Annotated in this window: 20 protein-coding genes; 12 read left to right on the forward strand and 8 right to left on the reverse strand. The window is 73.7% G+C overall.

The features are described from left to right. The first annotated feature begins 15 nt into the window (after window positions 1-15). Together ACGF7U_RS00720 and ACGF7U_RS00725 are read left to right on the forward strand one after the other, a co-directional pair. On the forward strand, window positions 16-1,344 hold the full coding sequence (locus tag ACGF7U_RS00720; protein ID WP_393102877.1) for an ATP-binding protein: 1,329 nt from the start codon (window positions 16-18) through the stop codon (window positions 1,342-1,344). Window positions 1,345-1,346: 2 nt separating this feature from the next. After that, window positions 1,347-2,885: a SpoIIE family protein phosphatase gene (locus ACGF7U_RS00725; RefSeq protein ID WP_393101978.1), complete on the forward strand. Its 1,539-nt coding sequence runs from the start codon at window positions 1,347-1,349 to the stop codon at window positions 2,883-2,885. Between the two features lie 39 nt (window positions 2,886-2,924). Here the strand turns inward: ACGF7U_RS00725 and ACGF7U_RS00730 are convergent, their stop codons facing one another. After that, on the reverse strand, window positions 2,925-3,770 hold the full coding sequence (locus tag ACGF7U_RS00730; protein ID WP_393101979.1) for a DUF6597 domain-containing transcriptional factor: 846 nt from the start codon (window positions 3,768-3,770) through the stop codon (window positions 2,925-2,927). A gap of 31 nt (window positions 3,771-3,801) precedes the next feature. On the opposite strand from ACGF7U_RS00730, the gene ACGF7U_RS00735 reads away from it, so the two are divergent. The 6 genes from ACGF7U_RS00735 (at window position 3,802) to ACGF7U_RS00760 (ending at window position 9,897) form a co-directional block, all read left to right on the forward strand. Then, window positions 3,802-4,374 carry a TIGR03086 family metal-binding protein gene (locus ACGF7U_RS00735; RefSeq protein WP_393101980.1) on the forward strand — a complete coding sequence of 191 codons (573 nt, stop codon included), beginning with the start codon at window positions 3,802-3,804 and terminating at the stop codon, window positions 4,372-4,374. 114 nt (window positions 4,375-4,488) lie between these two features. Next, a complete protein-coding gene (locus ACGF7U_RS00740; protein ID WP_393101981.1) occupies window positions 4,489-5,025 on the forward strand; it encodes a PadR family transcriptional regulator in 537 nt (178 codons plus the stop codon). Beyond that, window positions 5,022-5,723 carry an ABC transporter ATP-binding protein gene (locus tag ACGF7U_RS00745; RefSeq protein ID WP_393101982.1) on the forward strand — a complete coding sequence of 234 codons (702 nt, stop codon included), beginning with the start codon at window positions 5,022-5,024 and terminating at the stop codon, window positions 5,721-5,723. The genes ACGF7U_RS00740 and ACGF7U_RS00745 overlap by 4 nt, the downstream gene beginning before the upstream one ends. Then, window positions 5,720-7,246 (forward strand): FtsX-like permease family protein, encoded by a 1,527-nt coding sequence (locus ACGF7U_RS00750; RefSeq protein ID WP_393101983.1) that lies wholly within the window; start codon window positions 5,720-5,722, stop codon window positions 7,244-7,246. The genes ACGF7U_RS00745 and ACGF7U_RS00750 overlap by 4 nt, the downstream gene beginning before the upstream one ends. Window positions 7,247-7,357: 111 nt before the next feature. Continuing rightward, window positions 7,358-7,774: a hypothetical protein gene (locus ACGF7U_RS00755; RefSeq protein ID WP_393101984.1), complete on the forward strand. Its 417-nt coding sequence runs from the start codon at window positions 7,358-7,360 to the stop codon at window positions 7,772-7,774. 2 nt (window positions 7,775-7,776) lie between these two features. Then, window positions 7,777-9,897, forward strand: coding sequence for a bifunctional polysaccharide deacetylase/glycosyltransferase family 2 protein (locus ACGF7U_RS00760; protein WP_393101985.1), 2,121 nt, complete (start codon window positions 7,777-7,779; stop codon window positions 9,895-9,897). Between the two features lie 86 nt (window positions 9,898-9,983). Here ACGF7U_RS00760 and ACGF7U_RS00765 read toward each other — a convergent pair whose 3' ends face one another. Further along, a complete protein-coding gene (locus ACGF7U_RS00765; RefSeq protein WP_393101986.1) occupies window positions 9,984-10,109 on the reverse strand; it encodes a hypothetical protein in 126 nt (41 codons plus the stop codon). A gap of 319 nt (window positions 10,110-10,428) precedes the next feature. Further along, window positions 10,429-12,525, reverse strand: coding sequence for a S9 family peptidase (locus ACGF7U_RS00770; protein ID WP_393101987.1), 2,097 nt, complete (start codon window positions 12,523-12,525; stop codon window positions 10,429-10,431). A 90-nt stretch (window positions 12,526-12,615) separates the two neighbouring features. On the opposite strand from ACGF7U_RS00770, the gene ACGF7U_RS00775 reads away from it, so the two are divergent. Further along, window positions 12,616-13,971, forward strand: coding sequence for an FAD-binding oxidoreductase (locus ACGF7U_RS00775; RefSeq protein ID WP_393101988.1), 1,356 nt, complete (start codon window positions 12,616-12,618; stop codon window positions 13,969-13,971). A gap of 147 nt (window positions 13,972-14,118) precedes the next feature. On the opposite strand, the gene ACGF7U_RS00780 is transcribed toward ACGF7U_RS00775, so the two are convergent. The 4 genes from ACGF7U_RS00780 to ACGF7U_RS00795 all read right to left on the reverse strand — a co-directional run bounded on the left by ACGF7U_RS00780 (window position 14,119) and on the right by ACGF7U_RS00795 (window position 17,681). Continuing rightward, complete coding sequence (locus ACGF7U_RS00780) at window positions 14,119-14,469, reverse strand: DoxX family protein (RefSeq protein WP_393101989.1); 351 nt, start codon at window positions 14,467-14,469, stop codon at window positions 14,119-14,121. A gap of 49 nt (window positions 14,470-14,518) precedes the next feature. After that, window positions 14,519-15,124: an NADPH-dependent FMN reductase gene (locus tag ACGF7U_RS00785; protein ID WP_393101990.1), complete on the reverse strand. Its 606-nt coding sequence runs from the start codon at window positions 15,122-15,124 to the stop codon at window positions 14,519-14,521. A gap of 77 nt (window positions 15,125-15,201) precedes the next feature. Next, window positions 15,202-16,092 carry an aldo/keto reductase gene (locus ACGF7U_RS00790; protein WP_393101991.1) on the reverse strand — a complete coding sequence of 297 codons (891 nt, stop codon included), beginning with the start codon at window positions 16,090-16,092 and terminating at the stop codon, window positions 15,202-15,204. A gap of 32 nt (window positions 16,093-16,124) precedes the next feature. Then, complete coding sequence (locus ACGF7U_RS00795) at window positions 16,125-17,681, reverse strand: MFS transporter (protein ID WP_393101992.1); 1,557 nt, start codon at window positions 17,679-17,681, stop codon at window positions 16,125-16,127. A 67-nt stretch (window positions 17,682-17,748) separates the two neighbouring features. Between ACGF7U_RS00795 and ACGF7U_RS00800 the strand changes: the two genes are divergently transcribed. Beyond that, entirely contained in the window at window positions 17,749-18,402 is a 654-nt protein-coding gene (locus ACGF7U_RS00800; protein WP_393101993.1) for a TetR/AcrR family transcriptional regulator, read from the forward strand. A 37-nt stretch (window positions 18,403-18,439) separates the two neighbouring features. Here ACGF7U_RS00800 and ACGF7U_RS00805 read toward each other — a convergent pair whose 3' ends face one another. Continuing rightward, window positions 18,440-20,527: a SpoIIE family protein phosphatase gene (locus ACGF7U_RS00805; RefSeq protein WP_393101994.1), complete on the reverse strand. Its 2,088-nt coding sequence runs from the start codon at window positions 20,525-20,527 to the stop codon at window positions 18,440-18,442. A 233-nt stretch (window positions 20,528-20,760) separates the two neighbouring features. On the opposite strand from ACGF7U_RS00805, the gene ACGF7U_RS00810 reads away from it, so the two are divergent. Next, window positions 20,761-25,128 carry a HAMP domain-containing protein gene (locus ACGF7U_RS00810; protein WP_393101995.1) on the forward strand — a complete coding sequence of 1,456 codons (4,368 nt, stop codon included), beginning with the start codon at window positions 20,761-20,763 and terminating at the stop codon, window positions 25,126-25,128. After that, window positions 25,125-25,679: a two-component system response regulator gene (locus ACGF7U_RS00815; protein WP_393101996.1), complete on the forward strand. Its 555-nt coding sequence runs from the start codon at window positions 25,125-25,127 to the stop codon at window positions 25,677-25,679. Before ACGF7U_RS00810 ends, ACGF7U_RS00815 begins: the two co-directional genes overlap by 4 nt. The last annotated feature ends 80 nt before the right edge of the window (window positions 25,680-25,759 follow it).

Here is a 25,759-nt window from a genome sequence, read left to right on the forward strand (position 1 = left end):
GCGCCGCTGCTCCAGATGGCGTTGCGGGTGGAGCACGACATCTTCGTGGTCCGGCAGCGGGGCCGTGAGGTCGCCGCCGCGGTCGGCCTGGAGCACCAGGACCAGGTACGCGTGGCCACGGCGCTCAGCGAGGTCGCCCGGGACCTGCTGCGCGGGGTCGGCGGGGCCGATGTGACATTCGCGGTCGCCCATGACGCCGTTGGCGGTAGGAGCCACCTGCGGGTGGACCTCGTCCCGGTGCGCCCGCTGCCCGGCGGGCGGTACGAGCCGCAGTCGGGCGCGGTGGCGCGATTGGTGGACATGCTGGGCGTGGTGACCGGGGAGGGGGATACGGTCGTGAGGATGTCCCGACGTGTCCCGGTCACCGCGGAGGTGCTGACGCCGGAGCGTCTCACCGAGCTGCGCTCCGAGCTCGGCCGGAACGCTCCGGGCAGCGCCCTCGACGAGTTGGCCGCCCAGAACGCGCAACTCGTCGCCGCCCTCGACGAGGTGCGCAGCCAGCGCGACGAGCTGGCCGTGCTGAACGAGGAACTGGCCGAGACCAACCGTGGCGTGATGGCGCTCTACAACCAGCTCACCGAGGAGCTGGAGGAGACCAACCGGGGCGTGGTGGCCCTCTACGCCGAGCTGGACGAGAAGTCCGCCCAACTGCGGGCGGCGAGCGAGTCGAAGAGCCGGTTCCTGGCGAACGTCAGCCACGAGCTGCGCGCGCCGGTCACCGCGATCATGGGGCTCGGCCGGCTGCTGGGCGACTCCGCGTCCGACCCGCTCACCGCCGAGCAGGCCCGCCAGGTCGGGCTGATCCGCTCCTCGGCGAGTGACCTGCTCAACCTGGTCAACGAGCTGCTCGACCTGGCCAAGGCCGAGTCCGGCCGGATCGAGCCCAACTGGGCCGAGGTCGACCTGCGGCCGGTCTTCGGCCAGTTGCGCGGCACGCTGCGGGCCCTGGCCACCCGGCCGGACGTGGAGCTCGTGGTGGAGGAGCCGCCGGTTCCGGCCACGCTGCGCACCGACGAGGTGCTGCTCGCCCAGGTGCTGCGCAACCTGCTGCACAACGGGCTCAAGTTCACCGAGCGCGGCGAGGTCCGGCTGCGGGCGGAGCGGCGGGGCGACCGCTGGCTGCTGTCGGTCTCCGACACCGGTCCCGGCATCCCGCCGGAGCAGCACCACCGGATCTTCGAGGAGTTCTACCAGGTGCCGGGCGTGACCCGGGTCGGCGGCACCGGCCTCGGCCTGCCGTACGCGCGGCGGCTGGCGACCCTGCTCGGCGGCACCCTGGAGCTGTCCAGCGAGCCGGGCCGGGGCAGCACGTTCACCGTCAGCCTGCCCGCGGGCGGAGCGTGACGGTGGAGGGCGGCGCGGCGACCGTCCTGGTGGTCGACGACAGTCGCACCAAGCGGTACCTGCTGGTCAGCTGGCTCTCCCGGGCGGGCTTCACGGTGCTGGAGGCGGAGACCGGCGGCGAGGCCCTCGCCCGGGTCGGGGTGGAACCGATCGACCTCGTGGTGCTCGACGTGCGGCTGCCCGACCTGAGCGGGTTCGAGGTGTGCGAGCGCATCAAGGCCGCGCACCCGGCGATGCCGGTGATCCACGTGTCCGCGCACGCGGTGGACGTGGTGGACCGGACGCAGGGCCTGACCCGGGGCGCGGACGCGTACCTGGCCGAGCCGATCGAGCCGGACGAGCTGGTCGCCACCGCGCACGCGGTGCTGCGCTACTACCGGGCCCGGCAGCGGGCGGAGCTGCTCGCCGAGCGGCTGCTCGGGCTGGCCGACACCACCGTGGCGGTGCACTCCGCGCCGAACTTCGCGCGGCTGCTGGAGGAGGCGGCGACCGGCGCCGCGCGGATCTTCAAGAGCCCGGCCGCCGTGATCGCCGAGACGTTCGACGGTGACTGCCTCGCCGGGGTGGCGGCCGGCTCCGGCTCCGGGGCCGCCATCGTGCCGTGGATCGTGGACGACGCGGGCGTGCCGACCGGCGCGACGGTCCGGGTGGACGACCCGACCAACTGGGGTCTGGTGGACTGGCCGGCGGGCGACACGGTCACGGTGGCCGCCGCCCGGCTGCGCGAGGACCGCGCGCCGCTCTACGTCGTCGTGCCCACCGCCACGCAGACCGCCCGCACCCCCGTGCTGGTGCAGCTCGCCCAGGCCGTCGCGGCGGCGGTGGAGGCGCAGCGCTCCTTCGACGAGGAGCACCGGATCGCGGTCACCCTCCAGCGCAGCCTGCTGCCGCGCCGGATCCCGGAGATCAACGGGCTCGACCTGGCCGTGCGCTACGAGCCGGCGAGCGCGCAGACCGAGGTGGGCGGCGACTTCTACGAGCTGGTGATGCTCGACGGCCACCTGCTGCTGGCGATCGGCGATGTCGCGGGCCACTCGCTGCACGCCGCGACCGTGATGGCCGAGCTGCGGCACGCGGTGCGGGCGTACGCGGTGGAGGGGCACCAGCCGGGCGAGATCCTGGAGCGGGTGAACGAGCTGATGCGCACCCTGCTCCCCACCGAGCTGGCCACGATCTGCGTGCTGCTGCTGCACCCGCCCACCGGCCGGGTCCGGCTGGCCAGCGCCGGGCACCTGCCGCCGGTGCTGAACCTGGACGGCAAGGTGGAGTTCGTGCAGCACTCGGCGCCGCTGCTCGGGGTCCGCGCACAGCGACCGCCCGACCTGGAGTTCGTGCTGCCGGCCGGGGCGACGCTGGTCTTCTACACCGACGGCCTCATCGAGCGGCGGGACACCACGATCGACGACGGGCTGGCCGCCCTGGCCTCGGTCGCCAGCCAGATCGACGACGACCTGGACCGGTTCTGCGAGCGGCTCCTGGTCGAGCTGGCCCCGCCGGAGATCCACGACGACGTCGCCGTGGTCGCCCTGCGCCGCCGCTGACGCGCGGGGAAGGCTCCCGGACGGGGCCGGCGGCCGTGGTCAGCCGACCGAGCGGGCGTACGCGGCCGGGGAGACGCCGACGACGGCGGTGAACTCGCGGACCAGGTGGGCCTGGTCGCTGTAGCCGAGGTCCGCCGCGAGCGCCGCCCAGTCGGGCGGACCACCGGCCGCCTGCTCGACCGCCTCCTGGAGCCGGTACCGACGGATCACCCACTTCGGGCCGACGCCGACGTGCGCCAGGAACAGGCGTTGCAGCCGCCGGACGGAGAGGCCCCGCCGCCGGGCGAAGTCGTCCACGCGCAGCACCGTCCGGTCGACGCGGACCGCCTCGACCAGCGCGATCACCTCCTCCGTGACGGGGTGCGCCTCCGTCGCCCAGCCCAGCAGCAGGTCGTCCAGCGCGCGGCAGCGCTCGGCGTCCGTACCGTCGCAGCGGCCGGCGGGCGGAGATCCGGCGCCGCCCGACGCCGCGTCGACCAGGGCGGCGGCCGGCGGCCAGCGCCCGGCGAGCGACGGCATCGGCCACCGCCGCCCGGTCAGCTCGGCGACCGACCGTCCCCAGAAGGGGCGGAAGCCGCCCGGCCGGAACTGGACCCCGCTGGCCCGGCCGGCTCCGGCGAGCGTGATCGCGAAGAGCTCCCGCCCGACCCCGGCCACCTCGGCGGTCTCCGGGCCGTCGCCGTCGCGCCGGAACACCACGTTCACCGCCGGGTGCGGGACGATCCGCTGCGTGAGCGGCTCCGTCAGCTCCCAGTCGACCAGCCAGTAGTGCTCGACGTACGGCCGCAGCGCGACGGCGGGCAGGTGCCGGCGGAAGCGGACCCGCCGCAGCAGCCGGGCCGGGTCCAGGATGCCCCGGCTGTCCCCGCGCGGCTGGTGTCGCATTTCTTCAAGACCACCCTCATACGCTGGCCGTATGGCAACCCAGACTAGTGACCTGCTGGCGGTGGCCGCGCCGCCGACGGTGGCGGTGGTGCGCGGCATCGCCGACGACCAGCTCGACCTGCCGACGCCCTGCCGCGAGTACGCGGTGCGCGACCTGCTGAACCACCTGTTCGAGGTGGTGGTGAACTTCCAGGACCTGGCGGCGAAACGCGGCGTGGCGTGGGCGGACAAGCCCGACCACCTCACCGACGGCTGGCGCGACCGCTTCGAGGCCGAGACGCGGCGGCTGGTCGACGCCTGGTCCGACCCGTCCACCCTGGAGGGCGTCTCGCCGGGGATGGGCATGCCGCAGACGACGGTCGGCGGCATGGCGCTGCTGGACCTGACGGTGCACGGTTGGGACCTCGCCGTCGCCACCGGCCAGCCGTACCGCCCCGCACCGGAGGCGATGGCCGCGCTGCACGAGCTGGTCGGGCAGCTCGGGCCGCAGGCCCGCCGGATGGGCGTCTTCGCCGAGCCGGTTCCGGCCGACGCCGACCTGCCGGAACTGCACCGGCTGCTCTGCGACACCGGTCGCGACCCCGCCTGGTCCCCGACCGCCTGACGCCGGGGGCGGCACGACCACCGCTCGACGCCTGCCGTCGGCACCCCGGGGCCCGCGCGGCACGCCGCCGCGGGCCCGTTGACACCGTCTATTCACTCGGTGAATAGTGGCGGGGTGTCCACCCCGCATGTGCTGCTCGGGCTGCTCGCCACCGGCACGAAGCACGGCTACGAGCTCAAGCGCGCCCACGACGAGCGCCTGCCCCGCGCCCGGCCGCTGGCCTTCGGGCAGGTCTACGCCACCCTCGGCCGGCTGCACCGGGACGGCCTGGTGACCGTCACCGGCCAGGAGCGCGAGGGCGGCCCCGACCGCACGGCGTACGCGCTGACCGGTGACGGGCGCGCCGCGCTGGACCGGTGGCTCGGCACGGTCGAGCCGCCGATGCCGCACGTGTCCAGCACCCTCTTCGCCAAGGTCGTGGTGGCACTGCTGGTCGCCGACGTCGACCGGGCCCGGGCCTACCTGATCGCCCAGCGCCGCGCGCACACCGAGCGGCTGCGGGAGCTGACCGCCGTCAAGACGTCCCCCTCGGCCACGCTCGACGACGTCGTCGCGGCCGACTACGCCATCGCCCACGTCGACGCCGATCTACGGTGGCTGCACACCACCCTGGACCGGGTCGCCGACTGGCACCGGGAGGTGCACTCGTGACACAACTCCAGGCTCGCGGAGTCGTCCGTTCGTACGGGCCGACGCCCGCGCTGCGCGGGGTCAACCTCGACGTCGCCGAGGGCGAGATCGTCGCCGTCACCGGGCCCAGCGGCTGCGGCAAGTCGACCCTGCTGCACTGCCTCGCCGGGATCCTTCGCCCCGACGCGGGCGAGGTGAGCTGGCGCGGCGAACGGATCGACACCTGGCCGGAGGCGGCCCGGTCCCGGCTGCGCCGCACCGAGTTCGGCGTGCTGTTCCAGTTCGGCCAGCTCGTCGCCGAGCTGACCGCCGCGGAGAACGTCGCCCTTCCGCTGCTTCTCGCCGGCACGGGGCGGCGAGAGGCGCGGACGGCGGCCCTGTCCTGGCTGGACCGGCTCGGGGTGGTCGACCTGGCCGACACCCGGCCCGGCGAGATGTCCGGCGGACAGCAGCAGCGTTGCGCCATGGCGCGGGCCCTGGTCACCGAGCCCCGGATGCTCTTCGCCGACGAGCCCACCGGCGCCCTGGACACGCTCACCGGCGAGCAGGTGCTCACCCGGCTGGTCCGCCTGGCCCGCGAGCAGCGCACCGCCGTCGTGCTGGTCACGCACGAGCCGCGGATCGCCGCGTACGCCGACCGCGAGGTCGTCCTGCGCGACGGCGAGGTGGACCACACCGGCCTGGGGCTCGACGCGCCGCTGACCGGTGGGCAGCGGTGAGGCCGTCGACCCTGGCCCGGCTCGCCCTGGCCGGCACCCGCACCGACACCGTCCGGGTCGCGCTGACCGCGCTCAGTGCCACCCTGGCCACCCTCACCGGCCTGGCGGCGCTCACCGTGCTGGCCATCCCCACGCCGCCCGCCACCGCCGGAAACGAGAACCGCTGGTCGCAGCAGTACGCCAACCCGCTGCTCGTCGAGCCGGGGCTGCGGGGCGGCACCGCCTTCGCCCTGCTGCTGCTCACCATTCCCGTGCTGGCGCTGGCCGGGCAGTGCGCCCGGCTCGGCGCCCCGGCGCGGGACCGCCGGCTCGCCGCGCTCCGGCTGGCCGGGGCCACCCCCGGGCAGGTGACCTGGATCGCCGTGCTGGAAACCGGCCTGGCGAGCCTGCTCGGCACGCTGGCCGGCGCGTCGATCTACTTCGCCGGCCGAAAGGCGTGGGATCGGCCCGCCGCCGACGGCCGGCTCGCCCTTCCCACCGACGTGCTGCCCGCGACGGGCGTGCTGACCGCCGTGCTGCTCGGGCTGCCGGTCGCCGCGGCGCTGGCCACCGCGCTGATGCTGCGCAGGGTGAGCGCCACCCCGTTCGGCGTCGTGCGCCGGGCCCGCCGGGAACGCGGGCCCCGGCCCTGGGCCGGTGTGCTCATCGGCGCCGGCCTCGCCGCGTTCGTCTCCGTCGAACCGGTCGTGAGCTGGTACGTCCGGCGCGAGGCCGATCCGCCGTTGTGGCTGGTGCCGACGCTGCTGGTCGGCGGCGGGCTGGCCGCGATGATCGGCGTGGTCGTCGGCACCGGCTGGATCTCCTGGACCGCCGGGCGGGTGCTGCACCGCTACGCCCGGGGTCCGGCGGCACTGCTCGCCGCCCGCCGGCTCACGGCCGACCCGTGGGCGGGCAGCCGGACCTTCGCCACCCTGCTGGCGGCGGTGCTCCTCGGCGCCGGCGCGGCCGGGCTCCGGTCGTACTTCGTCGCCCAGAACGAGCTTCACCGACTGACCAACGCCGGGCCGGCCGACGGCGACGACTTCTATCTCCGCACCATGGACCTGGTGGACCTGGCGGTGGCGGTGGCGATGCTGGTCGCCGCCGGTGGGCTGGTCGTCGCCCTCGTGGAGGGGATCGTCGCCCGGCGCCGGACGTACGCGGCCCTGGTCGCGACGGGCGTGCCGCGGCACACGCTCGGCCGGTCGATCGCCTGGCAGTCGCTGGCGCCGGCCGTGCCGGCGGTGGCCGTGGCGCTCACCGTCGGCCTGCTGCTGGCCCGGGGCCTCTTCCGCGCGCCGAGCGGTGGCGGCTACACCGACGAGGTCTGCGAGGCCGCCGAGCACCTCTGCGCCGACCCGGTCACCCGCGCGCAGCACACCCGGATCGTCCGGGTGCCGGAGGTGACCGTGACGCCCGGCGTACCCGTGGAGCAGTTGGCGGCGCTCGGCGGTGGCGCGCTGGCCGCGGTGCTGGTGACGGTCGGCGTCGGGCTGCTCTTCCTGCGCGCCGGCACCGCCGTGGAGGAGCTGCGGGCGGCCTGAGCGGTGTAACGCAGGTGGCGCCGGGGGCGCTGTTCGCTCCGGAGGCCCGGCCGACGGGCCCGGACCGGGGCCGGAGGGCCCCGGTCGCGCGTGGCAGCGGGAGCTCAGCAGATGCAGAACCAGCCGGGTGGAGCGCCGCCGGTGTTCGTCGACCGGACCGGGCGGCGGCGCCGGCTCACGGTGATCGCCGGCACCGCGATGGGTCTGGGCCTGCTCACCAGCCTCGGCCTGATCGCCGCCGGACTCTTCATGGACTCGTCGGTGTCGCTGCCCGGCTGGTCGGACAGCCGGCCGGCGGCACCGCTCGAAGCCGGGGTGGACGGCCGCGACGAGTTGGGCGGCGCGTCGCCGACCGCCCCCCGTCCGTCGCCCGCCACCAGCACCTCGGCGCCGACGCACACCCGCGCCCCCGGCGCCGTTCCGGCCGCCGGCGCCCCCACCGCCCGGCCGAACCCGTCCGAACAGCCGGGTCAGGGCGACGAGCGGCGCACCGCGAAGCCCGGCCGCTCCCCGGGCAAGCCGAGGTAGCGGTGGCACGGCACGTCGCCCGCCGGGACCCGCGGGCGCACTGGATTCTGCTCCTGCTCGGGCTGGCGCTGCTGCTCGCGGCGCTCACCGTCGACGGCCTGGTGACCGGGCTCGCGGGTGGCTCCGGCGAGCCGCGCGCCGACCCGTCCGCCGGGCCGGCGGTGCCGAAGGAGGTCGCCACCGGCGGGCCGGTGCTGCGGCTGGACCGGGAGCGGCCCGTCAGTCGCACGATGCCCGACCGGACGATCGCGCTGACCTTCGACGACGGGCCGGACCCGCAGTGGACGCCGCAGGTGCTCGACGCGCTGCGCCGGCACGGCGCCCGCGCCACCTTCTTCGTGGTCGGCGCCCGGGTCAACGAGCACCCCGAGCTGGTCCGCCGGATCCTCGCCGAGGGGCACGAGATCGGCTCGCACAGCTTCACCCACACCGACCTCGGCGCGGCCCCGGGCTGGCGGCGCGACCTGGAACTCTCGCTGACCCGCAAGGCGGTCGCCGGCGCGACCGGCCGCGAGGTCACCCTGCTCCGACCGCCGTTCTCGTCGCATCCGTCGGCGCTGACCGCTCCCGAGTACGCCGCGCTGCGCGCCGCCGCCGGCACCGGGCACGTCACCGTGCTCGCCGACCGGGACACGAAGGACTGGCAGCGGCCGGGCGTGCCGGCCATCGTCGAGGCCGCCACCCCGCAGCGGGGGCGCGGCGCGGTGGTGCTGATGCACGACGGCGGCGGCGACCGGGCCCAGACGGTGGCCGCCCTCGACCGGCTGCTGCCGGGGCTGACCCGGCAGGGCTACCGGTTCACCACCGTCTCCGAGGGGATCGGCGCGCCGGCCTCCATGGTGCCGGCCGCCGGGGACAGCCGGCTGAGCGGTCACGCCCTGCGGTGGACCCAGGCCGGCGCCGGCTGGCTGGCCGGGGCGATGGATCTGCTGCTCGGGATCGCGCTGGTGCTGGGCGTGGCCCGGCTGCTCGTGCAGGTGTGCTGCGCGCAGGTCCACGTGCGGCGGGTCCGCCGGCCGAGGCGGGTGCCGCCGGCGATCACCGCCCCGGTGTCGGTGATCGTGCCCGCCTACAACGAGGCCGCGAACATCGCCGCGACCGTCCGGTCGCTGGTGGCCAGCGACTACCCGACGCTGGAGGTGATCGTCGTGGACGACGGGTCCAGCGACGACACCGCCGGGATCGTCGAGCGGCTCCGCCTGCGCGGGGTGCGGGTCATCCGGCAGGCCAACGCCGGCAAGCCCGCGGCGCTGAACACGGGCATCCGGGCGGCCCGCGCCGACCTGCTGGTGCTGGTCGACGGGGACACCGTCTTCCAGCCGGACACCGTCCGCCGGCTGGTGCAGGGCTTCGCCGACCCCACGGTCGGCGCGATCTCCGGCAACACCAAGGTCGCCAACCGGCGCCGGCTGCTCGGCCGGTGGCAGCACCTGGAGTACGTGATCGGCTTCAACCTCGACCGCCGGATGTACGACGTGCTGGAGTGCATGCCGACCATCCCCGGCGCGATCGGCGCGTTCCGCCGCGAGGCGCTGTTCGCGGTCGGCGGGGTGCCCGCGGACACCCTGGCGGAGGACACCGACCTCACCATGCAGGTGCTGCGGGCCGGCTGGCGGGTGGTCTACGAGGAGGCGGCGATCGCCTGGACCGAGGCGCCCTCCTCGCTGCGGCAGCTCTGGCGGCAGCGCTACCGCTGGTGCTACGGCACGATGCAGGCGATGTGGAAGCACCGGCACGCGCTGCGCGAGCGGGGCGCGGGCGGCAAGCTCGGCCGGCGCGGCCTGCCGTACCTGACCGTGTTCCAGATCGTGCTGCCGCTGACCGCCCCGGCGGTGGACGTCTACGCCGTCTACGGCCTGCTGTTCCTGCCCTGGTCGACGCTGGTGCTGGCCTGGGCGGTGCTGCTGCTGCTCCAGGCGGTCACCGCCGCGTACGCGCTGCGGCTGGACCGGGAACGGCTCGGTCCGCTGTGGAGCCTGCCGTTCCAGCAGTTGATCTACCGGCAGGTGATGTACCTGGTGGTGGTGCAGTCGGTGGTCACCGCGCTGATCGGCAACCGGCTGCGCTGGCAGCGCATGGTGCGCACCGGCGAGGCGGCCGCCCTGCTCCCCACCCCCCGCTGACCCACCCACTCGCGGTCCCGTGCGTCCCGCCGTGCCGATCTCGGTGTGAAACGGCCCCTGGAGGGGCCACTTCGCACCAAGATCCCTCAGCGTGCGTCGAACAGGCCGGCGGACCAGGAGAGGGCGAGCCCGAGCACGGCCGAGCAGCAGCAGACCAGCAGAACGGCGGCGATCACCGCCAGGATCACCCAGGTCGGCCCGCGCCGGGCCACGCCCGGCTCCGTAGCAGCGTCGCTCTGGTCCCTTTTCCCGTCCCCAGGGCCAGGTCGTCGCCAGGCTCGGGCCCGTCCCCAGGGCCAGGGCCGTCGCCAGGCTCGGGCCCGTCCCCAGGGCCAGGGCCGTCGTCAGGCTGGGGGCCGGAGGCGGGGCCAGGGGCAGAGCCGTCGCCAGGGCCAGGACCAGGGGCAGAGCCGTCGCCAGGGCCAAGGCCAGGGCCGGAGGCGGGGCCAGGGGCAGGGGCCGGGCCGGGGGTGGGGCCGGGCGAACCGTCCGCCGCCCGGCCCCCGTGCGCCTCGGTCACCCCGTCGTCGCTCAGGCGCGGCCGAGGCGGTCGAGGATCCAGGCGTTGACGAACGCCTCCTCGCGCCACGCGTCGTAGCGGCCGCTCGGCCCGCCGTGGCCGGCGCCCATCTCGGTCTTGAGCAGGTAGTCGCCCTGCGGGGCGACCGCCCGCAGCCGGGCGATCCACTTCGCCGGCTCGTGGTAGAGCACCCGGGTGTCGTTGAGGCTGGTCACCGCCAGGATCGCCGGGTAGTCAACCGCCCGTACGTTCTCGTACGGGGTGTAGGACTTCATGTACGCGTACACCTCCGGGTCGTCGAGCGGGTTGCCCCACTCCTCCCACTCGGTGACGGTCAGCGGCAGCGACGGGTCCAGGATCGAGGTGAGGGCGTCCACGAAGGGCACCTGCGCGACGATGCCGGCGAACGCGTCCGGGGCGAGGTTTGCCACCGCGCCCATCAGCAGCCCGCCGGCCGAGGCGCCCCGGGCGACGAGCCGGTCGGTCGCCGTCCAGCCGGCCTTGACCAGGTGCCGGGCGCAGGCCACGAAGTCGGTGAAGGTGTTCTTCTTGGCCAGCAGCTTGCCCTGGTCGTACCAGCGGCGGCCCAGCTCGCCGCCGCCGCGGATGTGCGCCACGGCGAAGATGACGCCGCGGTCGAGCAGGGAGAGCCGGGCGATCGAGAACCACGGGTCCATGCTCGCCTCGTACGAGCCGTAGCCGTAGATGACGCAGGGGGCGGAGCCGTCCTTCGGCGTGCCGGCCCGGCAGACCAGCGAGATCGGCACGCGCGTCCCGTCGTCGGCCAGCGCCCAGTCGCGGTGCTGCTCGTAGCCGGCCGGGTCGTAGGCCCGCCCGTCCGGCCCGGGCTTCACCGGCTTCTGCCGGCGCAGCACCATCTGCCGGGTGACCAGGTCGTAGTCGTAGACCGAGTCGGGGGTGACCAGCGAGGTGTAGCGCAGCCGGATCTGGCCGGTGCGATATTCCGGGTTGCTGTCCAGGCCGACGCTGTAGAGCGGCTCCGGGAAGTCGATGTCGAAGGCGTCGCCGCCGCCGATCGGGAGCACCCGCAGCCCGGTCAGCCCGTTGGTGCGCAGCGAGACGACCAGGTGGTCGGCGAAGGCGTCCACCGCCTCCAACCGGGTGCCGGGGGAGTGCTCGATCAGCGGCACCCAGTCGCCGGGCGCGTCCGCCGAGGTGTACGCCAGCGCGAAGTCCTCGGCGCCGTCGTTGTGCAGGATCAGGAAGCGGTGGCCGTGGTGCTCGACCGTGTATTCCACGCCCTGCCGGCGGGGCGCGACGGACGCGGGCGTGCCGGTCGGGTTGCCGGCCGGGATCACCAGCACCTCGCTGGTGATCTTGCTGTGGATGTCGATCAGGACGAACTTCTCCGAGCGGGTCAGCTCGACGCCGACCCAGAACCGCTCGTCGTCCTCCTGGTGCACCACCACGTCCTCGCTGGACGGGGTGCCGAGGGTGTGCCGCCAGACCCGGTTGGGGCGCCACGCGTCGTCCACCGTCACGTAGAACAGCACCGAGGCGTCGGCCGACCAGGCGGTGCCGTAGAAGGTGTCGGGCACCTCGTCGGGCAGCAGCTCCCCGGTGGAGAGGTCCTTGACCCGCAGCGTGAACCGCTCGTCGCCCGAGAAGTCCGTCGAGTAGGCCAGCCACCGCCCGTCGGGGCTGACGTCGAACGCGCCGAGCGCGAAGAAGTCGTGCCCCTCGGCGAGCAGGTTGCCGTCGAGCAGCACCTCCTCGCCGTCCAGCGGCGCGCCGTCCGCGCTGACCGGCGGGTCGGTCTCGCCGTCGCGGACCGCCCGCCGGCACTGCACGCCGTACTGCTGCCCCTCGACGGTGCGGGTGTAGTACCAGTAGCCGCCCTTGCGACTGGGCACCGACAGGTCGGTCTCCTGGGTGCGCCGGCGGGTCTCCTCGAACAGGTCGGCGCGCAGCCCTTCGAGATGCGCCGTCCGGGCCTCGGTGTAGGCGTTCTCGGCGGTCAGGTAGGCGATCGTCTCCGGATCGTCCTTCGTGGCCAGCCACGCGTACTCGTCGGTGACGGTGTCGCCGTGGTGGGTGCGCTCGCTGGGCACCCGCTTCGCGGTGGGCACGGGGGTCTCGGTGGTCACGGCGCCACGTTACCGGCGCGGGTCGCCCTCCGGGTGGCCTCGTCGCTCGAACCGCCGCCACATCTTTCGAACATGTGTACGATGGCCGGCATGGCGGCAGCAGCGAGTTCCACCGACCGGCCCGGAGCCCTCGACATCACGCGGCGGTTGACGGAGATCTGCGGTCCGCCGTTCGCCCGCCTCGCCGGCCCGGCCGACGAGGTGGCCGGGCGCCCGGCCCGCTGGGTGGCCGTGCCGGGCGGTCCGCACGCCGCCGCCGAGGTGCTGCGGCTGGCCGCCCGGCACGACCTGAGCGTGGTGCCGCGCGGCGCCGGCACGAAGATCGACTGGGGTGCCGCCCCCGACCGGGTCGACATCATGCTCGACACCGGCCGGCTCGCCGGGATCGGGCACGAGCCGCTCGCCGCGCCCACCGCCGAGGTCGGCGCGGGCACCCCGCTGCGCGCGGTGCAGGCCACGCTCGAACGCACCGGGCAGCGGCTGGCGGTCGACGCCCCCTCGCCCGGCGCCACCCTCGGCGGGGTGCTCGCCGCGGGGGAGGCGGGCCCGCTGCGGCACCGCCACGGCAGCCCGTGCGACCAGCTCCTCGGCGTGCGCTACCTCGACGCCGACGGCGAGCTGGTCAACGCCGGTGGCGGCATCGACGGGCTGGAGCTGGCCCGGCTGCTCTGCGGCTCGCAGGGGGCGCTCGGCGTGCTGGTCTCGGCGACGCTGCGGGTGCAGACCGTCCCGGCCAGCCGGATCTGGGTCACCCGGCCGGTCTGGACCCCGCTGGAGGTGCACGACCTCGTGCGTACGGTGCTCGCCGCACGCCTCGACCCGGCCGCGGTCGAGCTGGACCTGCCGGCCGGCGCGGGACCCCGGCCGCGCCAGGGCGGCCGGGCCGAGTCGATGGCGCGCCACCCGTCCATGACCGGGCGCGCCTCGGTCGGCCCGGCCGGCGCCGGCGCCGGCCGGCTGGCGGTGCTGCTGGAGGGCGGCCCGGCCGACGTCGCCGAGCGCGCCGACCGCCTGGTCACGCTCCTCGGCGGCAGGTCCGGGGTCAGCCACTCGGCGCCGCAGTGGTGGCGGCGCTATCCGTTCGGCCCGGGCGACACCGCGCTGCGGATCGAGGTGCCGATCGCCGACCTGCACGCCGCCGTCTACGCGCTGCGCGACGCCGCCGGCGCCCCCGTCCCGGTGCGCGGCTCCGCCGGCCTGGGCGTCGTGCACGCGGCCCTGCCCGGCGCCATGGCTCCCGACCGGGTGGCCTCGATCCTGGCCGCCGTCCGTGGGGTGCTCCTCGCCCGGCAGGGCCGGTGCGTGGTGGTCTCCGCGCCGGCGGCCGTCCGGCGGGCCGTCGACCTCTGGGGCGAGCTGGCCGGGCTGCCCCGGCTGCGCGCGGCCAAGGAGCACCTGGACCCGCACCACCGCCTCGCCCCCGGCCGCCTGCCGGGCGGCCTGTAGCCCCGTCCAGTGGACTCGAGGGTCTGCCCCGCGGGGTTCTCGGTCCTCCCGGTGGTCATTTCCTCGTTGCCCCGCATGCATGGCGAGCCTTGCCCGGGGCGGAACCGGCCCGCATGGTCGTGCGGGCCGGTTCCGTTGGCGTGGTGATCAGTGGGTGGCCAGGCCGAGCACCAGGGGTGCGGCCGAGACCAGCACGAGGACGGTCGGTACGGGGGCGCCCTTGACGTCCTTGACGCGCAGATGGGAGACGACCGCGCCGACGAAGTAGAGCACCACGCCGATGCTCGCGGCGATTCCCAGTGGCCGGTAGACGATGCCGGCCAGCAGCCCCAGCGCCCCGGCGAACTCGAGAAGCGCCAGGATCGGGAACCAGTTGTGGGGGACGCCCAGCCGGGTCAGGGTTTCCGCGATGTCCTTGTCCTTGACGAGTTTGGCTCGCCCGGAGACCACCAGCAGCACTGACAGCAGCACCGCCAGCACGACGTACGCGATGAACATGATTCTTCCCAGGAGTAGGCAGCGGAGTTGCGCGGCAGTGAGGGCGGTGTCAGCCCGCCGGGTTGTACGGGGTCTTGGCGCGCGCCTCGCGCAGCGCGGTGCCCCACCAGGCCAGCTCGTCGAGCATGATCTTGACGGCGGCCTGCGCGGCCTCGACGTCACGCGGCTGCCCGTCCTCCCCGAACTGCTCCCAGTAGTAGGGGAAGGCCACGGTGTCTCGGATGGTGACGGCGTGCAGTTCGGCGAAGACCGGGCGCAGCTGCTCGACGGCCCGCAGGCCGCCGGCCTGGGCGCCGTAGGACACGAACCCGATCGGCTTGGCCTGCCACTCGGTGAAGTGCCAGTCGATGAGGGACTTCAGGGAGGCGGGAAAGCTGCGGTTGTACTCAGGGGTCACCACCACGAAGGCATCCGCCTCGGCCAGCTTGGCGGAGAGCGGGAGCATTTCGGCCGGGCGGGTCTCCTCGGTCGCCATGGCGGGCGGCGTCGCGGGCAGGGCCAGCGGGAGATCGGTCCGGGCCAGGTCGACGACCTCCACCTCGAAGGCGCTGTGCTCGGTCGCCAGCTCGGCGAACCAGTGGGTCACGACCTCGCCGAACCGCCCCTCGCGGACGCTTGCGAGGATGACGGCGAGCTTGAGCGTGTCACGGGACATGCTGGGTTACTCCTTTGTTCCTGGACAGTTGGGCGTGCGGAAACAGAGAGAGGAAAGAGGGGTTGGGCTGTTCCGGATCACACGTCCGGAAGTGCGGCGGCGTCGAGTCGCGCCAGTTCTCCGGGGTCGAGTGCGATGCCTGCGGCCGCGACGTTCTCCTCCAGATGTCGCAGCCGGCCGGTGCCGGGGATGGGCGTGACGGGGATCCCCCACGCCTGGGCCCTGTGGTGCACCCAGGCCAGTGCGATCTGGCCGGGCCTGACGCCCCGCCCGTCGGCGATCTCCCGCAGCACTGCGGGAAGCGCGGCCCGGCCGGGGAAGGTCGTGGCGAACCGAGCGGACCGATCCGACCCCGCGGCGAGCAGACCGCGACCGTTCGGTGAGAACGGCACCACACCGACGCCGAGTTCGGCGCAGACCGGCACCATCGCCTCGATTCGGCGGGCACCCAGTGACCACTCGGACTGCACTGCGGAGATGGGGTGCACAGCGTGGGCTCGACGAAGTTCTTCGCCGCTGACCTCGGAGAGCCCGAGGTGGCGCACCTTGCCTTCGGTGACCAGGTCGGCCATGGCGCCGATGGTCTCCTCCAAGGGGACGTTCACCTGGGGCCGGGCCAGGTAGTAGAGGTCGATGACGTCGGTGCCGAGGCGGCGCAGGCTGGCTTCGCAGGCGGCGCGCACGAACGGGGCGTCGCCGCGGACCCACCAGGTGTCGCCGGGTCCGAACACCACTCCGAACCGGGTGCACAGCACGACCTCGTCGCGGCGGTGGCGGATGGCCGCGCCGACGATCTCCTCGTTGCGTCCGCGGCCGTACATGTCGGACGTGTCGATCATCGTCGCGCCAAGGTCGATCGCGTGGTTGATGACAGCGGTCGCTTCCGACGGTCCGACCGCCGTGCCGGGTTCGGTCATCCGCATGCAGCCGAGTCCCTGGACGGGGACCACGAGCCCGGTGCGGCCCATGGGGGTCGTCCTCAATCGCGTGCGCACGCTCGTCACCCCCTTTCCCCGGGGTCTGTCGGATCCATGTCCGGATCCCCGGTCCCGGCGCGCTCGGCGACCCGTGCCGTGAGGAGCCGGTGAACCACCACGCCGGAGATGGCGCACAGCGTCGCCACCGTCCACAGCACCGTGTGCCACGCGCTGGTGTACTGCTCGATCAGGAGAGGCCGGGAGCCTCCGCTCAAATCGCCCGCGGTGACCCGTCCGGCGAGCTCGCGCCCGCCGATCTGGGACTGCATGAGGCTGATCAGAGCCGCGCCGAAGACCGCGAGGGCCAATGCGTTGGCGCCGCCGCGCGCGGTGTTGAGCAGGCCGGAGGCCATCCCGACACGGTCGGCGGCGACGTGCTCCATCGCCTGCGCGTCGACGAGCGCGGCGGCCAGTCCGTTGCCGACACCGATGAGCAGTAGCGGGCCGAGGAGCTCCGCGACACCGGAGCCCGGGCCGAGCACGGTCATCCAGGCGTTGCCCCCGGCGATGAGCGCGATCGCCAGCACGATGAGCCGCTTGGCGGAGACCCCCTGGTTCACCAGCCTTCCGACCAGTGGGGGCACCGCCAGGACCGGCAGGGTCATCGCCAGCATCATGGTGCCCGCGTCTCCGGCGGAGAAGCCGGCCGCGCCCTGAAGGTACGTGGGCAGGTACACCAGGACTCCGACGGTGCCGACCGCCGTGGTCAGGGCGGCCAGCAGCCAGCCGAGGAAGGGGCCGTTGTTCAGCAGCGCCAGGTCCAGGACCGGATGGTCGGTGCGTCGTTCCAGGAAGCCGAACAGCACCAGCAGCAGCAGGCCGGCGCCGATGTAGGCGAGGACGACGGGGCTGGTCCAGCCCGCCCCCGCCACCTGGTTGGCGCCGTACATCAGCCCGACAACGCCGAGGACGAAAGCGGCGGTCCCCGGCAGGTCGAACCTGGGCCGGCGGTCGGCGGCGGACTCCCGCATGACCCGCGTGCCCGCCACGAGCAGCACGCCCACGCCGGCGAAGGCGCCGAACATCGCGCGCCACCCGAGCGCGCTGACCAGCCAGCCGGTGAGAGTCGGGCCGAAGGCGAGGCCGACGCCGACGGTGGTGCCGACCATGGCGAAGGCCCGGGTGCGGGCGGACCCCTCGAAGGTGCTGGCCAGAAGCGCGCCCCCACCGGCCATCACGCCGGCCGCGCCCACGCCCGACAGGGTCCTGGCGGCGTCCAACAGCAGCACATGGGGGGCCAGGGCGGCGCCCGCGGTGCTCACCGCGTAGACGACGGCTCCGATGGTGAAGATCCGCCGCCGGCCGACGAGGTCACCGAGCGATCCGGCGACGAGCATCAGGCAGGAGGCCGCCAGGAAGTAGCCCGTGACCACCCACTGCAGGGCGGCGCCGCTCCCGCCCAGGTCGGCCGCGATATGGGGCAGGGCGACGCTGGTGCCGGACATGGCCATCGGGACGACGAGGTAGCCGAGCAGCACGGAGCCCAGGGTCAGCGCCGCCCTGACCCGGCCGGCAGCGGCCGGAGAGGGTCGGACGCCGGGAGGCCCCGCCGGCCGGCCGAGCTTCTGCGATGTGCTCATGAAAGTAAAGTACAACGTGCATTGCACTCATGTAAAGTGATGGTTGTAATCAACCAGGAGGTGCCAGGTGACCAGGACGGACGACCAGCAGAACCGGCCGCGCAAGGGATTCCCGGAGAAGCGGCAGGCCATCCTGCGCGCCTCCCGGAAGGTCTTCGGGCAGGTCGGCTACCTGGGGGCGAGCATCGACATGATCGCCACCGAGGCCGCGGTGTCGACCCGCACGATCTACAACCACTTCGAGAACAAGCATCAGCTGTTCGCCACCGTGCTGACCGACAGCTCGCAGCAGGTGGCAGCCGCCCACGAGGCGATGATCGAGCGCCACCTCGGAGAGACGGTGGGAGGCGACGACCTGGAGGCGAATCTCGTCGGCCTCGCCAAGGAATGGGTGCGGCCGCGGCCCGAGTTCAGCGACCACTTCGCGATCGTCGCCAGGATCAACGCCGAGGGGGAGCACTTCCCCCGCGATCTGCACGACGCCTGGCAGAAGGCCGGCCCGCTGAGAGTTCAGCGTGCTCTCGGGGCCAGGATCGCCCGGCTCGCCGAGCGCGGGCTGCTGCGCGTCCGGGACGCGGAGATGGCGGCGCAGCACTTCGCGGCGCTGGTGACCAACACCTGGGGCAGGGACCGGGCAGGCATGGACGCCATGTCGGAGGCCGAGATAGACGAGGTCGCCGCAGCCGGAGTCCACGCCTTCCTCTACGGCTACAAGGGTTGAGTCGTCAGGGCCGCGGCGGCTCCGGGTCGGCGGTGCTTCAGGCCGCCTCGTTGCGGAGCACCAGGATGGCGATGTCGTCGCGGGGCGCCTCCGCCGAGAAGCCCAGCGCCGTTGAGCGGAGGCGGGCGGCCACCACGTCGGCCGAGTAGCCGGCCAGCGGGGCGGCGGCGTCGCGCAGCCGGTCGGTGCCGAACAGCTCCCGGCCGCGCCGCCGCTCCGTGACCCCGTCGGTGTAGAAGACCAGCGAGTCGCCCGGGCCGAGCGGGATCTCCGCCGCCGGTGAGGTGATCGAGTCGAGCAGCCCGAGCGCGGTGCCGCCGGTGCCGACGAAGGCGGCCCCGCCACCGGAGCGCAGCAGCACCGGCCGGTCGTGGCCGGCGAGGTGCAGCGACACGTCGAGCTGCCCGCCGCTGCCCGGACCGACCGCCGCGAGGGCCAGCGTGCAGTACCGCCCGCCGCCCCGCTCGACCAGCGTCTCGTTGACCCTGGCCAGCGCCTCCGGCAGCGGCTTGCCGTCGCCGACCAGCACCCGGATGACGTCGCGGACCAGGCCGGTGACCGTCGCCGCCTGCACCCCCTTGCCGGAGACGTCGCCGACCACCACCAGCCAGCGCCCGTCCGGCAGCGGCACCACGTCGTAGAAGTCGCCGCCGACGTCGGCGTCGCCGCCGGTCGGGACGTACTCGGCGGCGAAGCCGATGCCCTCGACCACGGGCAGCACCGGCGGCAGCAGCGACTGCTGGAGGGTCTGCGCGACCCGGCGCCGCTCGGCGTGGATCCGGGCGTTCTCGATCGCCAGCGCCGCCCGCCGGGCCACGTCCTCCAGCACGGCGACCTCGTCCGGGTCGTGCCGGTGCCGCTGGTGCCGGCCGACGGCCAGGGTGCCGAGCCGCTGCCCCCGCGCGATCAGCGGCACCGCGAAGCCCTCCATCGGCGTGCCGAGGGGCATCTGGGTGCCGTTGCGCGACGCCTCGCGAAGCCGCTCCTGGACCGAGTCCGGGCCGGTCTCCTGGAGCACCTTGTGCAGTTGGGGCAGCACCGACTCGTCGGCGTGGCTGGCCGCCGCGAGGCGCAACCGGCCCCACTCGTCGGTGGTGTGCACCGCGCACCACTGCCCGAGCCGGGGCACCACGAGCTGCGGGACGAGCGCCATCGTCAGCTCGACGTCCAGGGACTGCGCGAGCAGCTCGCTGGCCTCCGCGAGGAAGGTCAGCCACGCCTGCCGGCGTACGTCCGCCCGGCGCAGCCGGTCGTTCTCCAGGTGCAGCGAGAGCCGCTCGGCCATCAGCACCGCCAGCGGCCGGGCGTACGCCGACGGCGCGGCGTCCAGCTCCAGTTCCCCGCTGTACGGCCGGTGCACGGCCAGCGGCACCCGGAGCAGCTCGTTGCCGGGCCGGGGCTGGCGGCCGTACCGGGCCAGCGCCTGCGTGCCCTGCCCGTCGCCCCGGTCCAGCCGGACCACCCCGCCGGCCGCGCCGACCATCTCGGCCACCCGGGTGAGGAGGCTGGCCGCGAAGTCGGGCAGCGGATCCTCGGCGTACGGGTCGGGGGTGGTCTGCATCAGCTCGCTCATCGCCCCCGCGCTCGGCGCGGAGCTCTCCGACCTGGCGGCGGCGCCACCCCCGGCGGTCGCCGCGCCCGGCGTCGCCCGCGCCGGGGCGCCCGTTTCCCCGTCACCGGCCGGGCCGGGCCGGTCCAGCCGGAACCAGACGCCCTTGCCCGTCGGCAGGTAGGTGGTGCCCCAGCGGCTGGCGAAGTGGTCGACCAGCAGCAGGCCCCGGCCGCGCTCGGAGACCTCGTCGATGTCCGTGGCGTCGTTGCGGACCCCGACGGTCAGCTCGTCCACCGGGCCGGCCGCGAAGTCCGAGACGGTGACGGTGAGCCCGAACGGGTCGGCGACGACCTCGATGTCCAGTTCGGTGCGGGCGTGTTCCACCGCGTTCGTCGAGAGTTCCGTGGTCAGCAGCAGCGCCTCGTTGACCAGCTCGTCCAGGTGCGCCTCGGTGAGCACCGACCGCACCAGGGCCCGCGCCGCGGCGGGCGTACGCCGGTCGGCGGGGAGCCGGACGCGCCGGACGTGCTCGTCTCGGCCCCCGGTCTCCGCGGGCCCCGCCTCCGCTGACACCCTCGTATCCTCCACCGCCGTCCGCTCGGGTGCCAAGCCGGTCCCGGACGAGTGGCGCGCTCGGTGGCCGGCCGGTCACGGCGGACGGCCCCGCGAACGGGACGAACGGCGCGGGCGGGGCACTGTCGGGCGTGGCGACGGGCCGCGCACCCGTGGCGGGGACGGGGCCACGGGCACAATGATGGGATGGCCTGCGTCGCAGGCGTCGGTGGCCCCGAGCTGAGCGAGGACTGATGACCACGGCGAAACAGTCGGCGACCGCGGATCCGTCCGCGCCCGACCACGAGGCGCTCCTCGTCGAACTGACCGAGGCGCTGCGGCGGGTCCGCCGCGGCGACCTCAAGGTCCGGCTGCCCCGACGGGCGGGCCGGGCCGGTGAGGTCGCGGACGCCTTCAACGATGTCGTCTCGCTCCAGGAGCGGCAGTACCTCGACCTGCGACGGATCAGCCGGATCGTCGGCCGGGACGGCCGGCTCACCGAGCGCCTGGACGACGAGGGGCTGGACGGCTCCTGGGCGGAGGGCCAGCGGGCGATCAACTCGCTGATCGACGACCTCGGCCGGCCCACCACCGAGATCGCCCGGGTCATCGTGGCGGTCGCCGAGGGCGACCTGTCCCAGCACATGGCGCTGGAGATCGACGGCCGGCCGCTGCGTGGCGAGTACCTGCGCATCGGGCGCACCGTGAACACGATGGTGGACCAGCTCTCGTCGTTCGCCGACGAGGTCACCCGCGTCGCGCGCGAGGTGGGCACCGAGGGCAAGCTCGGCGGCCAGGCCGACGTGCGGGGCGTCGCCGGCACCTGGAAGGACCTCACCGACTCGGTGAACACCATGGCGTCGAACCTCACCGGCCAGGTGCGGTCGATCTCCCAGGTGGCGACGGCGGTGGCCAAGGGGGACCTGTCGCAGAAGATCACGGTCGGGGCGCGCGGCGAGGTCGCCGAGCTGGCCGACACGATGAACTACCTGACCGACACCCTGCGGCTCTTCGCCGAGCAGGTGACCCGGGTGGCCCGCGAGGTGGGCACCGAGGGCAAGCTGGGCGGCCAGGCCGACGTGCCGAACGTGGCGGGCACGTGGAAGGACCTGACCGACAGCGTCAACTCGATGGCGTCGAACCTGACGTCGCAGGTGCGCAACATCGCGCAGGTCTCCACGGCGGTGGCGCGGGGCGACCTGTCGCAGAAGATCACCGTGGCGGCGCAGGGCGAGATCCTGGAGCTCAAGGACACCGTGAACACGATGGTGGACCAGCTCTCGTCGTTCGCCGACGAGGTGACCCGGGTGGCCCGCGAGGTGGGCATCGAGGGCAAGCTGGGCGGCCAGGCGCAGGTGCGCGGCGTCTCCGGCACCTGGCGCGACCTGACGGAGAACGTCAACCAGCTCGCCGGCAACCTGACCAGCCAGGTCCGCAACATCTCCCAGGTCTCCACCGCCGTTGCCAAGGGCGACCTCAGCCAGAAGATCACGGTCGACGCGCAGGGCGAGATCCTGGAGCTGAAGAACACCGTCAACACGATGGTCGACCAGCTCTCGTCGTTCGCGGACGAGGTGACGCGGGTGGCGCGCGAGGTGGGCACGGAGGGCAAGCTGGGCGGTCAGGCCCAGGTCAAGGGCGTCTCGGGTACGTGGCGGGACCTGACGGACAACGTGAACTCGATGGCGTCGAACCTGACGTCGCAGGTGCGCAACATCGCCTCGGTGACCACCGCCGTGGCGAAGGGCGACCTGTCGCAGAAGATCACCGTCGACGCCCGGGGCGAGATCCTCGCGCTGAAGTCGACGGTCAACACGATGGTGGACCAGCTCTCGTCGTTCGCGGACGAGGTGACCCGGGTGGCCCGCGAGGTGGGCACGGAGGGCAAGCTGGGCGGCCAGGCGCAGGTGCGCGGCGTCGCCGGCACCTGGCGGGACCTGACCGACAACGTGAACTCGATGGCGTCCAACCTCACCGCCCAGGTCCGCAACATCGCCCAGGTCTCCACCGCCGTCGCCAAGGGCGACCTCAGCCAGAAGATCACGGTCGACGCGCAGGGCGAGATCCTGGAGCTGAAGTCGACCGTGAACACGATGGTGGACCAGCTCTCGTCGTTCGCGGACGAGGTGACCCGGGTGGCCCGCGAGGTCGGCACGGAGGGCAAGCTGGGCGGTCAGGCCCAGGTCAAGGGCGTCTCGGGTACGTGGCGGGACCTGACGGACAACGTGAACTCGATGGCGTCGAACCTGACGTCGCAGGTGCGCAACATCGCCTCGGTGACCACCGCCGTGGCCAACGGCGACCTGTCGCAGAAGATCACGGTCGACGCGCAGGGCGAGATCCTGGAGCTGAAGAACACCGTCAACACGATGGTGGACCAGCTCTCGTCGTTCGCGGACGAGGTGACCCGCGTCGCGCGCGAGGTCGGCATCGAGGGCAAGCTGGGCGGTCAGGCCCAGGTCAAGGGCGTCTCCGGCACGTGGCGGGACCTGACGGAGAACGTCAACCAGCTCGCCTCGACCCTCACCACCCAGCTGCGTGCCATCGCCCAGGTCTCCACCTCGGTGACCCGGGGCGACCTGACCCAGCGGATCGCGGTCGAGGCGCAGGGCGAGGTCGCCGAGCTGAAGGACAACATCAACCAGATGATCGTCACCCTCCGGGAGACGACCAAGAAGAACGCCGAGCAGGGCTGGCTCGACTCGAACCTCGCCCGGATCGGCGGCCTGCTCCAGGGGCAGCGCGACCTCGGCGAGGTCTGCCGCATGATCATGATGGAGGTGACCCCGCTGGTCGAGGCGCAGCTCGGCGCCTTCTTCCTGGCGGACAACTCGGAGGGTGTGACGCGGCTGCGGCTGACCGCCTCGTACGGCTACGTCGCCCGCGGGCACGACGTCACCTTCGGGCCGGGTGAGGGCCTGGTCGGCCAGGCCGCCCTCTCCCGCCGGACGATCCGGATGGGCGGGACGCCGGACGGCAAGCTGATGCTCCGCTCCGGTCTCGCCGACACCCCGCCGGCCGACCTGGTGGTGCTGCCCGTGCTCTTCGAGGGCGAGCTGCTCGGGGTGATCGAGTTCGCCAGCGTGACGCCCTTCTCCGAGCTGCACCTGGCGTTCCTGGAGCGGCTGGTGCTCACCACCGGCATCGCGGTCAACACCATCCAGGCCAACCGGCGTACGGAGGAGCTGCTCGCCCAGTCGCAGCGGCTCGCCCACGAGTTGCAGGAGCAGTCGGCGGAGCTCCAGCGCACCAACGCCGAGCTGGAGGACAAGGCGCAGCTGCTCTCCGAGCAGAAGGGCAACATCGAGACCAAGAACCGGGAGATCGAGCTGGCCCGGCTCGGCCTGGAGGAGAAGGCCCAGCAGCTCACCCGGGCGTCGGCGTACAAGTCGGAGTTCCTGGCCAACATGAGCCACGAGCTGCGTACGCCGCTGAACTCGCTGCTGCTGCTGGCCCGGCTGCTGGCCGAGAACTCGGAGCAGAACCTCACGCCGAAGCAGATCGAGTTCGCCCGGACGATCCACGGGGCCGGCTCCGACCTGCTGTCGCTGATCGACGACATCCTCGACCTGTCCAAGATCGAGGCGGGGCGGATGGACGTCGAGCCGACCGAGGTCCGGTTCGACGAGATCCGCGGCTACGTGGAGCAGGCGTTCGCGCCGCAGGCCGAGGAGAAGGGCCTGGACTTCCAGGTGCGGGTCAGCAAGGACCTGCCGCCCGCCCTGGTCACCGACGCCCAGCGCCTGCAGCAGATCCTGCGCAACCTGCTCTCCAACGCGGTCAAGTTCACCGACAACGGCGCGGTGACGCTGCGGATCGCGCCGGCGCCCGAGAACGCGGTCTTCGACGTGCCGGCGCTGATCAACGCGCGGCAGGTCATCGCGTTCACGGTGGTCGACACCGGCATCGGCATCTCCGACGACAAGCTGTCGCTGATCTTCGAGGCGTTCCAGCAGGCCGACGGCACCACCAGCCGCCGCTACGGCGGCACGGGGCTGGGGCTGTCGATCAGCCGGGACCTGGCCCGGCTGCTGGGCGGGAGCATCGCCGTGTCGTCGGCGCCCGGGCAGGGCTCGACGTTCACGCTCTTCGTGCCGGACGTGCTCGCCCCGGACGCGGTGGTGGCGCCGCTGCCGCCGTCGCCGGCGCGGGCCGGGCTGCCGTCGTCGTTGCTGATGCCGCCGCCGGAGCTGCCCGAGCCGGCCTCCACGCCGGCCACCCGGCGACTGGAGGGGGCCACCGTGCTGATCGTCGACGACGACGTCCGGAACGTCTTCGCGCTGACCAGTGCGTTGGAACTGCACGGGCTGACCGTGCTGTACTCGGACAACGGGGCGGACGGCGTCCGCCTGCTGGCCGAGCATCCGGAGGTGGACATCGTCCTGATGGATGCGATGATGCCCGATCAGGACGGGTACGAGACGACCCGGCAGATCCGGCGCAACCACCGGTTCGCCGACCTGCCGATCGTCTTCCTGACTGCGAAGGCCATGCCCGGCGACCGCGAGTCGGCGCTGGCGGCCGGGGGAAGTGACTACATCACCAAGCCCGTCGACCTGGACGAGTTGATCGAACTCATGTCGTCCTGGATCAGCGGCAGCCGGAGCGAGGAGAGTTCGTGACCCAGATGGCTAAGGCGCTGCTGGTGGACGACCGCCGGGAGAACCTGATGGCGCTGGAGGCGATCCTCCAGGGGCTGCCGGTCCAGTCCGTCGCCGTCGAGAGCGGCGAAGCGGCCCTCAAGCAGCTGCTGGTGGACGACTTCGCGGTGATCCTGCTGGACGCCCAGATGCCGGACATGGACGGCTTCGAGACGGCGAGCCACATCAAGCGGCGCGAGCGTACCCGGCACGTGCCGATCATCTTCCTCACCGCGGCGGACCGGGACGCCCAGCTCGCGCTGCGCGGCTACGCGGTCGGCGCGGTCGACTACCTCACCAAGCCGTTCGACCCGTGGGTGCTGCGGGCCAAGGTGTCGGTCTTTGTCGAGCTGTGGGTGAAGACCCGGCAGCTCGCGGCCCAGTCCGACCTGGTGCGGGAACGCGACTCGCAGTGGCGGATGCTCACCGACGCGGTCGACGAGGCCACCGCGATGCTGCGTACGGACGACCCGGACGCCCGCGACCGCGCCGTCGAACTCCTCGAACAGGCCCGCTGGGGCAACACCCCCTGACCCCTGCCCCCCGGCACGCGCCGATCTTGCACTTCCGTGCCCCGGCAGAGCCCGCGAAAGCGGACAAGTCGCGGGCCGAA

This window comes from Micromonospora sp. NPDC047670, from assembly GCF_043204915.1.
In the GTDB taxonomy this organism is placed as follows: Bacteria; Actinomycetota; Actinomycetes; order Mycobacteriales; family Micromonosporaceae; genus Micromonospora.